This window comes from Arthrobacter sp. FW305-BF8, from assembly GCF_021789315.1.
Lineage (GTDB): Bacteria > Actinomycetota > Actinomycetes > Actinomycetales > Micrococcaceae > Arthrobacter.
In genome coordinates, this window is the sequence record NZ_CP084561.1 from 1,114,527 (window position 1) to 1,129,142 (window position 14,616).

General features: G+C 67.1%; 14 protein-coding genes. 11 read left to right on the forward strand and 3 right to left on the reverse strand.

Going from position 1 to position 14,616, the window contains the following annotated elements; all coding sequences use genetic code 11:
* The first annotated feature begins 122 nt into the window (after positions 1–122).
* The 3 genes from gcvH (at position 123) to LFT45_RS04990 (ending at position 3,584) form a co-directional block, all read left to right on the forward strand.
* Positions 123–506, forward strand: coding sequence for a glycine cleavage system protein GcvH (gene gcvH, locus LFT45_RS04980; RefSeq protein WP_102973162.1), 384 nt, complete (start codon positions 123–125; stop codon positions 504–506).
* A complete protein-coding gene (gene glyA, locus LFT45_RS04985; protein WP_272912752.1) occupies positions 503–1,837 on the forward strand; it encodes a serine hydroxymethyltransferase in 1,335 nt (444 codons plus the stop codon). The genes gcvH and glyA overlap by 4 nt, the downstream gene beginning before the upstream one ends.
* Before the next feature lie 334 nt (positions 1,838–2,171).
* Positions 2,172–3,584 (forward strand): L-serine ammonia-lyase, encoded by a 1,413-nt coding sequence (locus LFT45_RS04990; RefSeq protein ID WP_236807140.1) that lies wholly within the window; start codon positions 2,172–2,174, stop codon positions 3,582–3,584.
* Positions 3,585–3,597: 13 nt separating this feature from the next.
* Here LFT45_RS04990 and LFT45_RS04995 read toward each other — a convergent pair whose 3' ends face one another.
* A complete protein-coding gene (locus LFT45_RS04995; RefSeq protein WP_236807141.1) occupies positions 3,598–4,164 on the reverse strand; it encodes a TspO/MBR family protein in 567 nt (188 codons plus the stop codon).
* Positions 4,165–4,284: 120 nt separating this feature from the next.
* On the opposite strand from LFT45_RS04995, the gene LFT45_RS05000 reads away from it, so the two are divergent.
* Together LFT45_RS05000 and LFT45_RS05005 are read left to right on the forward strand one after the other, a co-directional pair.
* Positions 4,285–5,358 carry a lipid II:glycine glycyltransferase FemX gene (locus LFT45_RS05000; protein ID WP_236807144.1) on the forward strand — a complete coding sequence of 358 codons (1,074 nt, stop codon included), beginning with the start codon at positions 4,285–4,287 and terminating at the stop codon, positions 5,356–5,358.
* A gap of 37 nt (positions 5,359–5,395) precedes the next feature.
* On the forward strand, positions 5,396–6,892 hold the full coding sequence (locus LFT45_RS05005; RefSeq protein ID WP_236807145.1) for a threonine/serine ThrE exporter family protein: 1,497 nt from the start codon (positions 5,396–5,398) through the stop codon (positions 6,890–6,892).
* 22 nt (positions 6,893–6,914) lie between these two features.
* Here the strand turns inward: LFT45_RS05005 and LFT45_RS05010 are convergent, their stop codons facing one another.
* Entirely contained in the window at positions 6,915–7,754 is an 840-nt protein-coding gene (locus tag LFT45_RS05010; protein WP_236807147.1) for a siderophore-interacting protein, read from the reverse strand.
* A 15-nt stretch (positions 7,755–7,769) separates the two neighbouring features.
* Complete coding sequence (locus LFT45_RS05015; protein WP_442863598.1) at positions 7,770–8,573, reverse strand: uracil-DNA glycosylase; 804 nt, start codon at positions 8,571–8,573, stop codon at positions 7,770–7,772.
* A gap of 129 nt (positions 8,574–8,702) precedes the next feature.
* Between LFT45_RS05015 and LFT45_RS05020 the strand changes: the two genes are divergently transcribed.
* The 6 genes from LFT45_RS05020 (at position 8,703) to LFT45_RS05045 (ending at position 14,523) form a co-directional block, all read left to right on the forward strand.
* On the forward strand, positions 8,703–9,089 hold the full coding sequence (locus LFT45_RS05020) for a DUF3263 domain-containing protein (RefSeq protein WP_236807150.1): 387 nt from the start codon (positions 8,703–8,705) through the stop codon (positions 9,087–9,089).
* 49 nt (positions 9,090–9,138) lie between these two features.
* Complete coding sequence (locus tag LFT45_RS05025; protein WP_236807152.1) at positions 9,139–9,777, forward strand: LytR C-terminal domain-containing protein; 639 nt, start codon at positions 9,139–9,141, stop codon at positions 9,775–9,777.
* A gap of 158 nt (positions 9,778–9,935) precedes the next feature.
* Positions 9,936–10,139 (forward strand): cold-shock protein, encoded by a 204-nt coding sequence (locus tag LFT45_RS05030; protein ID WP_146033096.1) that lies wholly within the window; start codon positions 9,936–9,938, stop codon positions 10,137–10,139.
* Positions 10,139–11,425, forward strand: coding sequence for an ABC transporter substrate-binding protein (locus LFT45_RS05035; protein ID WP_236807154.1), 1,287 nt, complete (start codon positions 10,139–10,141; stop codon positions 11,423–11,425). The genes LFT45_RS05030 and LFT45_RS05035 overlap by 1 nt, the downstream gene beginning before the upstream one ends.
* 311 nt (positions 11,426–11,736) lie before the next feature.
* Positions 11,737–13,365: a chaperonin GroEL gene (gene groL / locus LFT45_RS05040; protein ID WP_111902973.1), complete on the forward strand. Its 1,629-nt coding sequence runs from the start codon at positions 11,737–11,739 to the stop codon at positions 13,363–13,365.
* A 105-nt stretch (positions 13,366–13,470) separates the two neighbouring features.
* The gene (locus LFT45_RS05045) at positions 13,471–14,523 is read left to right on the forward strand and encodes a ribonuclease HI family protein (RefSeq protein WP_236807156.1); all 1,053 of its coding nucleotides are present in this window, start codon (positions 13,471–13,473) and stop codon (positions 14,521–14,523) included.
* The last annotated feature ends 93 nt before the right edge of the window (positions 14,524–14,616 follow it).

Below are 14,616 nucleotides of genomic sequence, written 5' to 3' on the forward strand. Positions count from 1 at the left end.
CGGGAACGGCAGGTGAGTGGATTCCGGAAGCGTGCGTCAAAGCGAGGAACGAGCAGCACGCGGAGGAATTCAGTCACCTGCCTCCCAACCCGACCACAGAAGTAACGAGATTAAGGAACACAATGGCAAAAGTTGCCGCTGAACTGCAGTACTCCGACGAGCACGAGTGGGTTTCCCGCGAGGACGGGAACGTTGTGTCCATTGGCATTTCCGCCGTGGCCACTGACGCCCTCGGCGACATTGTTTACGTGGACCTGCCCGAGGTCGGCTCGGCCGTGACCGCGGGGGAGACCTGCGGCGAGGTGGAGTCCACCAAGTCCGTATCGGACCTGTACTCCCCGGTGACGGGCGAGGTCACGGAGATCAACCCGGTCGTCGTCGAGGACCCGGCGCTGATCAACAGCGATCCGTACGGTGCAGGCTGGCTGTTCAAGGTGGCCGCCGATTCCGAGGGCCCGCTGCTGTCGGCCGAAGAGTACGCTTCCAAGAACGGCGGCGAGCTGTGAGCGGCGCAGGTGCCGCAGGCACAGAAACAGTCGCTTTCGAGCAGGTAGTGTCCCCGAGCCTGAACGCGGACCTCGCGGACCTGGATCCGGAGATCGCGGCGAAGATCGACGACGAGCTCGGCCGCCAGCGCGAGGGCCTGGAGATGATTGCGTCGGAGAACCACACCGCCGCGGCAGTGATGCAGGCGCAGGGTTCGGTGCTGACCAACAAGTACGCCGAGGGCTACCCGGGCAAGCGCTACTACGGCGGCTGCGAGCACGTGGACGTGATCGAGCAGTTGGCGATCGACCGGGTCAAGGCCCTGTTCGGTGCCGAGTACGCGAACGTCCAGCCGCACTCCGGTGCCCAGGCCAACGCCTCGGTGATGCACGCCCTGATCAAGCCGGGCGACACCATCATGGGCCTGAACCTGGCCCACGGCGGGCACCTGACCCACGGCATGCGGATCAACTTCTCCGGCCGCCTCTACAACGTGATTCCGTACCAGGTCCGCGAAGAGGACCACCGGATCGACATGGCCGAGGTGGAGCGCCTGGCCCAGGAGCACAAGCCGCAGCTGATCGTGGCCGGCTGGTCCGCCTACGCCCGCCAGCTCGACTTCGCCGAGTTCCGCCGGATCGCCGATTCCGTGGGCGCCTACCTGATGGTGGACATGGCGCACTTCGCCGGCCTCGTGGCCGCGGGCCTGCACCCGTCCCCGGTCCCGCACGCGCACGTCACCACGTCCACGACGCACAAGACCCTCGCCGGTCCGCGCGGCGGCATCATCCTGACCAACGACGCCGACGTCGCCAAGAAGATCAACTCGGCAGTGTTCCCCGGCCAGCAGGGCGGCCCGCTGGAGCACGTGATCGCGGGCAAGGCCGTGGCCTTCAAAATCGCCGCGTCCGAGGAGTTCAAGGAACGCCAGGAGCGCGTGCTCGCCGGTGCCCGGATCCTGGCCGAGCGCCTGGTCCAGCCCGACGTCACGGCCGAGGGCATCTCCGTGGTCTCCGGCGGCACGGACGTGCACCTGGTCCTGGTGGACCTGCGCGACTGCGAGCTCGACGGCCAGCAGGCCGAAGACCGCCTCGCTGCGATCGACATCACCGTGAACCGCAACGCCGTGCCGTTCGATCCGCGTCCGCCGATGGTCACTTCCGGGCTGCGCATCGGCACCCCGGCGCTGGCCACCCGAGGCTTCGGCGAAGCAGCCTTCAGCGAGGTTGCGGACATCATCGCCGAGGCCCTGACCGCCGACGCCGGAGCCGACCTGTCCGGACTGCGCACCCGGGTAGAGGCCCTGGCCGCCGCCCACCCGCTCTACCCGTCCGTAACACCGCTCAGCTGACCCAGCGGCTTGTTGAGGCCCGTCGGGTGCGGACTCCTCTGCATGCTCGGTCGCGAAGACGCCCGCTGAGCGGACGTGTCGCTCCCTTAGACGCATGCTGCCGGAGTCCCCACCCGAATGGGCCACATCCCCGGCCATCTCTTGCGGTCCATCCGTCAGCCACTGCCGGTGTGGCGACGGGCGATGGTGGGCGGGTGGATTCCGGAAGCGTGCTCCCCACCGTCCCCCTAGCCTCGCAAGCTCGGCGAGGGAACCCGGACAGCGTGGGCCCAAGCACGCGGAGGAACCCGCCCGGGAGCCACCACCCCGACCACATGTCTAGTTAGGATTGATTATGGCCGTTGGAGTCTTTGATCTCTTTTCCATTGGGATCGGGCCCTCGAGTTCGCACACTGTAGGGCCGATGCGTGCCGCTGCCGTTTTTGCCGGGGAGCTCAAATCCTCCGGGAAGCTGGAGACCGTGGCGTCGCTGCGGGTGGACCTGTACGGCTCGCTCGCGGCAACCGGGCACGGGCACGGCACCATGACGGCCATCCTGCTGGGCCTGGAGGGCTTCCACCCCGAGCTGATCCTTCCCGATGAGGTCGAGGATCGGCTGGCAGCCATTGCCGAATCTGGCACTCTGCAGCTGGCCGGGTCCGTGCCGCTGCCGTACGGGGTCAAGGACATGGTGCTCCGGCCGCTGACGATCCTGCCGCGGCACACCAACGGCATGACCTTTACGGTTTCGGACGCCCAGGGCGACATCCTGCACAGCGCCACGTTCTTTTCCGTTGGTGGCGGCTTTATTGTCCGCGAGGGTGAGGAGGATGCGGCGCAGCAGGAACTGGACGAGTCCAAGAAGGAGCTGCCGCTGCCGTTCCGAACAGCGGCGGAGCTGCTGGAGCACTGCCGCGCACAGGGCCTGTCCATCGCGGACATCATGCTGGTCAACGAGCGCGCATCCCGGTCCGAGGAGGACATCCGGGCGGGCCTGCTCCACATCTACTCGGTGATGGAAGGCTGCGTGGAGGTCAGCCTGAAGCGCGAGGGGCTGCTGCCCGGCGGACTGAAGGTCCGCCGTCGTGCCCCCGACTGGCATGAACGCCTGCTGAAGGAAGGCCGTGACCACGGAGGGGACTACCGGGACCCCAAGTACTGGCAGGAGTGGGTGAACCTGATCGCGCTGGCGGTTAACGAGGAGAACGCTTCGGGCGGCCGGGTGGTGACCGCCCCGACGAACGGCGCCGCCGGCATCATCCCCGCCGTCCTGTACTACGCGCTGCACTTCGCTCCGGGTATGGACAAGGCCAGCCAGGAAGACCGCGACGACGTCGTGGTGAAGTTCCTGCTCGCCGCCGGTGCCGTCGGGGTGCTGTACAAGGAACAGGCGTCGATCTCGGGCGCGGAGGTGGGCTGCCAGGGTGAGGTGGGTTCGGCGTCGTCGATGGCTGCCGCTGGCCTGGCCGAGGTCATGGGAGGCACGCCCGCGCAGGTGGAGAACGCGGCCGAGATCGCGATGGAACACAACCTGGGTCTGACCTGCGACCCGATCGGCGGGCTGGTGCAGGTGCCCTGCATCGAACGGAACGCGATCGCCGCCGCGAAGGCGATCAATGCGGCCAAGATGGCGCTGTGGGGCGACGGCTCGCACCGGGTCTCGCTGGACGAGGTCATCGTGACCATGCGCGAGACCGGCAAGGACATGAGCTCGAAGTACAAGGAAACCGCGATGGGCGGACTGGCGGTCAACGTCGTCGAATGCTGAACCCGGCCCGGAGCTAGTTGTTGGCGGCCGCCCAGAGGTTCAGGCTCGACGCGAAGACGATCCATGACAGGTACGGCAGCATGAGCAGGCCGGCGGTGCGGCGGATCGGTCCGAACAGGAGCACGGTGGCGGCGACAGCCAGCGCCAGCGCAATGATGATGCCCAGCGCCAGCCAGAGCGCGGCTGAACCCCACGCCGGATACAGCCCGAAGAACACGGGCGTCCACGCCAGGTTCAGGGCAAGCTGCACGCCGTAGACGGTGAGCGCCGCCCTGCGCTTCGGGCTGCGGCTCCGCCACACGAGCCAGGCCGCCACTGCCATGGCCGTGTACAGCACCGTCCAGACCGGCCCGAACACCCAGTTGGGCGGGGACCACGGCGCCTTGTCCGCCGCGGCATACCAGCCCGTGACGTTGCTGATCGTTGCCTGGGAGCCCAGCCAAGCTACCAAGGCGGACGGCGCCAGGAAACCCAGGAGCGCAGCAAGTTCGACGGCGGTGCGCCGCGGCTCGGCCCCGTCACCGCTGGTGATGGCGTCGTTTCCGGATCCCGCGACCGGCATGGGGTCCCTGCTTCTCATTCCACTACAGTTGCCAAGGCCGCAGCCAGAGTCAAGGCAGTCACGGGGCCGGACAGATAGACTTGAGGCTGCTTCTCCGGCACCTGCACGAAACGTAAGCGAAGATTGGACACGGCACACTTGCGAGAATTCACTGCCCGCTTTGCCACCTCCGAAGAGGTCGCAAACTGGGACTCCCACGTCACCGCGAATCCGAACGGCGGAAACCTGCTGCAGTCGGAAGCCTTCGCCGAGGTCAAGCAGCACTTCGGCTGGAAGACCCTGCACCTCGTCTACGAAACGGCCGACTACACGAGCTACAACCTGGTGCTGGAAAAGAGCTTCCCGCTGCTCGGTAAGCTCTGGTACCTCATCAAGGGGCCGGACGTGGCCGGCGTCGAGGACATCCCCGGCATTGCCGCGGCAAACGCAGAGTTCGTAAAGCGCGCACGGCTGGGCGTGTTCGCCATAAAGATTGAGCCGGACATCGTCCTCAGCGACGATGCCCGCAGGGTCATCGAGGGTGCCGGGCTGGTCAAGACGCACAACCTGCAGCCCAACGACTCAACGGCCCTGCTGGATATCTCCCCCGAGGAGAACCAGCTGCTCCGCAACCTCCACTCGCGGGGACGGAATGCCGTCCGCCGCGCCATCCGCGAGGGCGTCGAGGTGCACAACGTGGAGCCCAGCGAGGAAAACTTCAAGGCCATGTACGCCCTGATGACGGACACGGTCCAGGCGAAGTCGCAGGTCCGCGTCCGCGAATACGATTACTACCGCCAGTTCTGGACGAACTTCATCAAGCGCGGCCAGGGCAGGCTCATGTTCGTTTACGAAAACGGCGTTCCCTCGGTTGGCGCCTTCGTGATCAACTACGGCCGCAAGGGCACGTACAAGGACGGCGGATCCCTGCAGAAGCGCAACCAGTACGGCGATTCGCACCTGGTGCAGTGGACCGCGATCAACCAGCTCAAGGAGCTGGGCTGCACGGAATACGACTTCTGCGGAACCCCGCCCAGCGACAAGCTCAAGGACACGTCGAACCCCTTCCACGGACTGGGGCTTTTCAAGACGAGCTTCAGTAAGACCGTCACGGACTTCGTGGGCTGCTATGACCAGGTCATCAGCCCGCTGAAGTACAAGGCGTGGATGGCGGCCGGCGAACGCGTCGCCCGGCAGCTGTATACCCGCCGCACCGGGAAGCAGTTCTACTGAGCCGTTGAGCTGAGCCACTAAAGAGAGGGGAGCCCTGATGACGAAACAACCCCGCGGCGCCAACCGGCCGCCCACGGACGGGCTGCCCAAGACGGAGCCGCTCACCGCCTCGCAGCTGCACCAGAACGCGGCGGCCAAGCGCATGCTGCGACGCCTGGTGCAGGGGGAAAATCCGCCGACGGCGCCACTGAGCATCGTGGACCGGCTCGCCGGGAGCCCCTACGCCAATCCCATGATCCAGGTGGGCGGGATCGATGAGTCCGCACGCAAGACGATGGACTTTGCGCTGCATCTTGCCGAGTCGATGTTCCGGTACGGCGCCGGCGCCCTCGAAGTCGAAACGAGCATCATTGCCGTGACGGCTGCGCTGGGGCTGAAAAACATCGAGGTGGACATCACCAACCAGTCCGTGGGCATCAACTACGCAGCCAAGGACCAGACGCCCATCACCCTCCTGCGGGTGGTCCGTTCCTGGACAAACAATTACGCGGGGCTTGCACAGGTCCACCAGCTGGTCACCGACATCGTAGCCGGCGGAGTCGGCCGGGACGAGGCCGTCCGCCGGCTCGACGAGATTGTCCGGCGCCCCAAGCCGTTCCCGCGTTGGATGGTGACGGTGGCGTTCGCGGTGTTCGCGGCCGTGTTCGTGGCCGTCATCGGCGGCGGTCCGGGCGCCTCGGCCGTCGCGTTCGCCTCCAACCTGCTCATCAGCCTGGTGGCCCGGAAGCTGGGCCGCTGGCGGACGCCTGACTTCTTCATCACGGCGGCCTGTTCGTTTGTGGTGACGGTCATCGCGCTGCTGCTGTGGAGGTACGGCAGTCCTGTGGGGATCCGGCTGGCGCCCGCCATTGTGGTGGTGGGCGGAATCCTGCTGCTGCTTCCCACCGGACGGCTCGTGTCCTCGGTCCAGGACGCCATCAACGGCTTCCCCGTCACGGCGGCGGGCCGCTTCCTGTCCACTCTGCTGACGTTCGGCGCGGTGGTGGCCGGGATCGCCGTCGCGTTCGTGGTGGGAGACAGGATCGGCATGGAGCCGATCAGCGTCACGGAGACCTTCCCGCCCGCGTACCCGCTCTGGGTTCAGGTGATCCTGGTGGCCATCGCAGTTGTGGCAATTGGCGTCACGGAACAGACGGACTGGAAGCTGCTGCTTCCGACGGCGGCCGTCGGTGTGGTGGGGCACCTGGTCCTGATCGGCGGCGAGGCGATGGGCATTGGCCCGCGGTTTTCGCCGGCGCTGGCCGCCGTCGTGATCGGCCTGCTGGCCCGCGTGGTGGCTCTGAAGATGGGCGCACCGCAGCTGGTGGTCGCCGTGCCGGCCGGCCTGATTCTCCTGCCCGGCTTGACCATTTTCCGCTCGATGTACGTCCTGACCATCGAGGAGTCCGAGATCCTGCTCGGGGCCGGCGGAATGCTCAGCGCAGGGGCGATTGTGTTCGGCGTTGCCGGCGGCATTGTGCTTGGTGACACGCTGGCCCGGCCGCTCACGCGCAGCCTGGCCAGCAACGAGCGGCGGCGGTCCCGCCGCCGCTAGGACCTGCTGGATCTTCCCGGCGTTAGATCTTGCCGATCGGCAGCTTCTTCTCGGCCTGGAAAACGTCCTCGACGCGGCCCTTGGCCCAGTAGCCGGACAGTGAAACCTGGCTGCGGTCCAGGCCGCGCTCGCGGAACAGCACCTCCCGCAGGCCCTTCATGTAGCCACGCTCGCCGTGGGCAAAAACATCCACCCGGCCATCGGGCCAGGAGGCACTGCGCACGGCGTCCACCAGCTGGCTGCTCTCGCCGGCCGGGATGCCGCCGCGCTGCAGCCAGACCAGTTCGAGACCGGACGGGGCGCTGATCGGCTGGACGTCAGCGTCGGAGTCCACCTCGAGAAAGGCCAGGCCCCTGGCATGCGCCGGCAGGGACTCGATGACGGCGGCCACGGCCGGCAACGCGGCCTCGTCCCCGGCCAGCAGGTACCAGTCCGCGGCCGGATCCGGGTTGTAGCCGCCTCCGGGGCCGGTAAAAATGAGGCTGTCGCCCGGCTGGGCCGTGGCAGCCCAGGGGCCCGCCAGGCCTTCGTCTCCGTGGACGACGAAATCGATGGCCAGTTCTCCGGCCGCGGTATCCACCCAGCGGACCGTGTAGGTCCGGGTGTGCGGCCACTGCTCCCGGGGCATCGTTTCCCGGATGGCCCAGAGGTCCAGGGGCTGGGGGTAGTCCACCGCAGGCTGCGGAAAGACGATCTTGACGTACCGGTCCACGAAGTCGTTGTTGACGTAATCAGCGAACCCCGCGCCGCCCGCGACGATCCGCACCATGTGCGCGGACAGCTGCTCCCGCCGAAGGACAGCCAAGGTGACCTGCGGGCGGGATTTCTTGGTGGCGCTGGTGGTGGCCGGAAGGGAAGTCATGCGGGTAAGCCTAGCCTAAGCTCCTTGAACGGAGCTGAGCGGTGGGATGGCCGGGAGCTCCCAGTCCACAGGCCCGCCGCCCTGCTCCGTCAGCAGGGCATTGGCGCGGCTGAACGGCCGCGAACCGAAGAATCCCCGCGAGGCGGACAGCGGGCTGGGGTGGGCGCTGGCCACGACGGGGGTGCTGCCCAGCAGGGGGCGGACACCCTCGGCGTCCTTGCCCCAAAGCACAGCCACGAGCGGCGCGGTGGTTCCCCCCGCTGTCCGGCGGCCCACGACAGCGGTCACCGCCGCCGTCGTGATCGTTTCCCAGCCCTTGCCGCGGTGTGACCCGGCGGCGCCCTCACGTACGCTCAGCACCCGGTTCAGCAGCAGTACTCCCTGGTCCGCCCAGGCTCCGAGGTCACCGTGGATCCGCGGTGGCAGGTTCAGGTCCGATTCAAGCTCCTTGTAGATGTTGGCCAGGCTGCGCGGGATGGGGCGGGTGCCGGCGTCCACGGAAAAGGCGAGCCCCACAGCGTGTCCGGGGGTGGGGTAGGGATCCTGGCCCACAATCAGGACCCGAACCCCGTTCAACGGCTGCCGGAATGCCCGGAGGACGTTCGACGCCGACGGCAGCACCCGCCGTCCGTCCGCCTCCTCGGCCGCGAGGAACGTCAGCACGGACCTCAACTCGGCCTCCACTCCCGCCAGGGCATCGGCCCAGTCGGGTGCCATGAGCTCGTCGAACGGCAGCCTGGCGAGCTCCGCAAAGTCCGGGCCGGCCGCCGGTGCAGGTTCGAGGTCGAAGAGCGGTTCAGGTTCCGTCACGGTGTCCATTCTCCCGCACCGCTGTCCGAAACCCGCCGCCCCTGTCCGCGGAGTACCGACACGGCGCAAATGACAATGCTGTTATTCCTCCGTAACATAGGGGAGGTACTTTGACCGGATTCAGCTAAGGAGAGCGCAGTGGCCGAGCCGTTGCAGGACCGTCTCACCGAGCGGGAATCACAGTGGGAATCAGGGCGGGAATCGGAGCGGGAATCAGGGCTGGAGCGCGGGCTGCGGAGCCGCTCGCTGCTGGAGGACTTCAAGCTCAGGGACTCGCCGCTGAGCGAACGGGAGCAGCAGATTCTCGCGCTCGAACGTCAGTGGTGGAAGTACGCCGGCGCCAAGGAACAGGCCATCCGGGAGCTCTTCGACCTGTCCGCGACGCACTACTACCAGATCCTCAACGCACTGATCGATACCGAGCACGCGCTGGCCCACGACCCAATGCTCGTGAAGAGATTGCGTAGACTACGTACGTCACGTCAGCGGGCCCGCACAGCACGCCGCCTTGGATCTGACGCGTAACTGCTAGTGCCGGACTGCCGGCGAAAACCAACAAGGACGCCTCTTCACCATGACTAATTTTGCTCGGGACGAATTCGACAGGGTGCCTGAGGTCTCCTCCCGGCAGGGCGTACACCGCGCTGCCTCCGCGCCGTCGCGCCCGAAGTTGTGGCCGATCCTTTCCGTGGGAATCGCGGCGCTCGCCGTCGGCCTGGTTGCTTTCCTTCTGCTGCCGCAGCTGGGGTTCCAGCCCGCCCTCACACCGCCGCCCGCCGCCGCGGCCGACACGTCGGCGGCGTCGGCCAGCCCCACGGCGACGCCCTCTGCAAGTCGGACGCCCAGCGCCACCCCCTCGGCCTCGGCGTCCGCCTCCGAACCGGCCTCCCCCTCCGCGTTGGAACCTGCCGCCTCGGAAACCATTGCCCCTGCAGCGGTGGACAAGTCGCAGCCGGTCGCCATTTTCAACGGAACGCTGACCTCCGGACTTGCCGGACGGGTCGGTGCCACGGTCAAGTCCGATGGCTGGGTGCTAGGTGAAGTGGCCAACTGGCAGGGCGCCCCGCAGCAGCAGTCGGTGATCTTCTACTCGGACGCTGCCCACCGCGCCAACGCCGAGGCGCTCAGCGAGTTGCTGAACATCCCCACACTCGTGGAGAGTGCGGACTTCCCCACGCCCGTTGCGGTGGTGCTCGGCCCCGGCTACCAGTAGCCGTCCCGGTTACGCGTGAATAACTATTGACTCCGCTCCGGGCCGCTGGCCTGCGCCTCCACGGGCACGACTCGATAGAGTGATGGCAGGCTGCAAGGCGTAATTCACGGCACACATCGACGTGGGCCTTACGGAAGCAACCTGAAAGTGTGGGGATCATGGCATTGGGAACCGTGAAGTGGTTCAACGCGGAAAAGGGCTACGGCTTCATCACCGTTGACGATTCAGGCGACGACGTTTTCGTGCACTGGTCCGCCATCCAGACTGACGGGTTCCGGGCGCTGGACGAGGGCCAGCGCGTGGAGCTGGAAGTCGGCGAAGGCGAAAAAGGTCCGCAGGCCGAAAAGGTCCGGCCCGTCTAGTGGCGCGCGCAGGTCTTCGGGTTGGTGCCGTCTGGGGTGCCGCCGGCTGGTGTGCCGCCGCTGCGCTGGCACTCGGTGCCTGCTCCGGGTCCGGCGACAACGCCCGCACGGCTCCGGTTGAAGCGAGCGGCGACGGGACCCTGCGGATCGGGCTGATCCTCGACAACACGGGACCGCAGTCCTTCCTGAACGCCGCCCAGCTGGCCGCCGCCAAGCTAGCCGTCCAGGAGATCAACGCGGCGGGCGGGCACAAGGGCCGGCCTGTGGAGCTGCTGCCCGTAACCACCGGAGCCGACGCCGCTGCCCAGGCCCGGAAACTCGCCGATGCCAGGGCGGACGTCGTGATTGGTCCCACCGATTCCAGCCGGGCGCCGGCCGCCATCGATGTGCTGTCCAAGGCCAGGACCACGCTCATCTCTCCCGCCAACACGGCTCCGGAACTCACCAGTTACAAGAGCGGGGGCTACTACTTCCGCACGGCGGCGGCTGACATCGCACAGGCTCCCGTCATGGTGAAACTGGCCAGGGACGCAGGAGCCAAGAGCCTCGCGGTGGTCTACGAGGACGGTACCTACGGCCAGGCGGTGTCTGCAGCCGTGTCCGCCTCCGCCAAGGCTGGCGGGCTGGACCCCGTCACCGTCTCCGGCTTCAAGGCGGGCGAGGCACAGAAGTCTGCTGCCGCCGCCCGCGACGCAGCGCCGGACGCCGTCGTCGTTCTGGCCCGGGACGGTGCGCAGGGCGCCATCGCCGAGCTCACCAACGCCGGACTCCCGGGCAACAAACTCATCCTGGGTGACGGCGCCTTCAGGCAGTACGGGTCCGCCCTTGGATCCAAGTCGCTGGACGGGGCGCGCGCCCTGGTGCCCGGAGTCTTCCCCTCGGCGCACTTCCAGGCTGAACTCGTGGCCATCGATGCGGGCCTCAAGGACACGACGTTCGCGGCCGAGACCTACGACGCCGTGAACCTCGCGGCCCTGGCCGCGGCTGCGGCGGAGGACGACGCCGGTGCCTCCATCGCCGGTACGCTCATCTCCGTCTCCGGCGGCACTTCGGGCAGCCGGGCGTCCGCCCCGCCGTCCGGCCAGCCGGCCGTCTGCTCGACATACAAGGACTGCCTCGCCGCCATCCGGGACGGGAAGGCCATTGACTACGACGGCGAGTCCGGCCCCGTCCGCTTCGATGCAAACGGGGACGTCACTGCCGCCAGGTACATGGTGTTCACCTACGGAGCCGACAACAAAGCCAAGCTCACGGGAAGCGAGGCCGCCGGCAGGTCTGCCGGCTGATGGCAGGCTGGCCGCTGGCTGATCGCTGGCAGCGAATACCCTCCCCGTTTACGGGATTAACAAGCTCATCTGCTTGCACTCTCCCCGGGGGAGTGCTAATTATTGATTAGCACTCCAGCGTGCCGACTGCTAAAGGGTCGACCGGTTCAGGCCGGCACCGTCCCGGCAGCGGCGCAAGGAGCGAAAGAAACACCTGGTTGGGGTGAGATCCGGACCGTTGGGCGTACATAGGCCTGCGGAAAGAATCGTCCGTCGCGGGCACCACAGCGAGGTTCCTTCTTAACGACTGTCCCGAAAGGACTACTGCCGTTATGGCCAAGATCATTGCATTTGATGAAGAGGCACGCCGCGGTCTTGAGCGGGGCCTGAACACCCTCGCCGACGCCGTCCGGGTCACCCTCGGCCCGCGTGGCCGCAACGTCGTCCTCGAAAAGAAGTGGGGCGCCCCCACGATCACCAACGATGGTGTTTCCATCGCCAAGGAGATCGAGCTGGACGATCCCTACGAGAAGATCGGCGCCGAGCTGGTCAAGGAAGTTGCCAAGAAGACGGATGACGTCGCTGGTGACGGCACCACCACGGCCACCGTCCTGGCCCAGGCACTGGTCAAGGAAGGCCTGCGCAACGTCGCGGCCGGCGCTGACCCGCTGTCCCTCAAGCGCGGCATCGAGAAGGCTGTTGAAGCCGTCACCGCCGAGCTGCTGAACTCCGCCAAGGAAATCGAAACCAAGGAAGAGATCGCCGCCACGGCTTCCATCTCCGCCGGTGACGACGAAATCGGCGCCCTGATCGCCGAGGCCCTGGACAAGGTGGGCAAGGAAGGCGTCATCACGGTCGAGGAGTCGAACACCTTCGGCCTCGAGCTGGAGCTCACCGAAGGCATGCGCTTCGACAAGGGCTACATCTCCGCTTACTTCGTCACGGACACCGAGCGCCAGGAAACGGTCCTCGAAGACCCGTACATCCTGATCGTCAACTCCAAGATCTCCAACGTCAAGGAACTGGTTGCTGTCCTCGAGAAGGTCATGCAGTCCAACAAGCCGCTGCTGATCATCGCCGAAGACATCGAGGGCGAGGCCCTGGCCACCCTGATCGTCAACAAGATCCGCGGCACCTTCAAGTCCGTCGCCGTCAAGGCTCCGGGCTTCGGTGACCGCCGCAAGGCGCAGCTGGCCGACATCGCCATCCTCACCGGCGGACAGGTCATCGCCGAGGAAGTCGGCCTCAAGCTTGAGACCGCCGGCCTCGAGCTCCTGGGCAAGGCACGCAAGGTTGTCGTGACCAAGGACGAGACCACCATCGTCGAAGGTGCAGGCGACGCCGACCAGATCGCCGGCCGCGTTTCCCAGATCCGCGCCGAGATCGAAAACTCCGACTCCGACTACGACCGCGAGAAGCTGCAGGAGCGCCTGGCCAAGCTGGCCGGCGGCGTTGCAGTCATCAAGGCCGGTGCCGCCACGGAGGTTGAGCTCAAGGAGCGCAAGCACCGCATTGAGGACGCTGTCCGCAACGCCAAGGCTGCCGTCGAAGAGGGCATCGTGGCCGGTGGTGGCGTGGCCCTGATCCAGGCCGGCGCCAAGGCATTCGCCAACCTGCAGCTCCAGGGCGACGAAGCAACCGGTGCGAATATCGTCCGCGTTGCCATCGACGCCCCGCTGAAGCAGATCGCCTTCAACGCCGGCCTCGAGCCCGGCGTTGTGGTGGACAAGGTCCGCGGCCTTCCCGCCGGCCATGGCCTGAACGCAGCAACCGGCGAATACGTCGACCTGCTGGCCGCCGGCGTCAACGACCCCGTCAAGGTGACCCGCTCTGCCCTGCAGAACGCGGCTTCCATTGCCGGCCTGTTCCTCACCACCGAGGCCGTCGTAGCCGACAAGCCGGAGAAGAACGCTCCCGCTATGGGCGGCGGCGACGAGATGGGCGGCATGGGCGGCTTCTAGCCTCCCGCTGCTCCCAGCTGGCTCATGAGTGCGGCCCCCTCTACGGAGGGGGCCGCGCTTTTTTGTCTGCTCATTTTTGTCCGTGCAGTCTGGCAGGATGGTTCGGTGACGATTACTGCAGCCGCCGACGGTTCGGCATTGGGAAACCCGGGTCCCGCGGGGTGGGCCTGGTACGTGAACGACGATTGCTGGCGGGCCGGCGGCTGGCCGCACGGCACCAACAACCAGGGTGAGCTGATGGCCGTTCTGGACCTCTTCCGCTCCACGGCACACCTCCCGGACGAGGACCTGCACATACTTTGCGACAGCCAGTACGTGATCAACTCCGTGACGAAGTGGATGCCGGGATGGAAGCGCAAAGGTTGGCGCAAGGCGGACGGCAAACCAGTGCTGAACGTGGACATCCTCAAGGACATCGACCGGGAGCTCGCCGGGCGGAAGTACAGGTTCGAATGGGTCAAGGGCCATGCCGGGCACGAGCTGAACGAAGCCGCCGACGAGCGCGCCAGGGCCGTGGCAAGCGCCTACCAGCTGGGCGTTGCCGCCCGCTCGGGTCCGGGGTTCCCCGACGCCGAACCGGCAACGGGCCGGCGGGCCGTTAAGGAGGGCCGCGGCGAGGGCGGCATCCCGCCGTTGTTTGAGTCCGAACCACCGGCCCGCCGCGTGGCCGGCACTCCCTCCCGTGCAGAGGCCGGCACCAGAGTTCGCCCCGAGCCCGAAGCCCCGGCGCTTTTTGGATCCGACGAGCCGGACCTCTTCAGCGAACTGGGCGTGGACGAACTTGGCGCCGATGCGTTCGCGGAAGCGCCGGAGGGCGCCACGCCGGAAGAAACGGTCGAGGCCCTGGAACGCGAGCTCCTCCGCCCGGATGTACGCCGCGACATCGGGCGGACGGGCCAGCTCCTGCACCCTGACTTCACGGAAATCGGGACAGCCGGGCGCCTCTGGACGCGCGACGCCATGATGATGTCCCTCGAGGAAAGCCCGGCCGGTCCTGTCGATCTGGACGTGCTCAGCGCTGACCGGATCGGCACGGATACGGTCCTGCTGACGTACCGCAGCTACTCCCGCGCCGGCTCAGCCCTGCGGAGCTCCCTGTGGGTCCTGGACGGCGGACAGTGGCGCCTGCGGTTCCACCAGGGCACGCCTGAAGCCTGAGCTGCCACTGAAGCCTGGGCCGGCGCCGAAGCCTGAGTTGCCGCCAAGCCAGAGTTGCCGCCAAGCCTGAGCCCGGCCGCGGGTGGCTGGCCG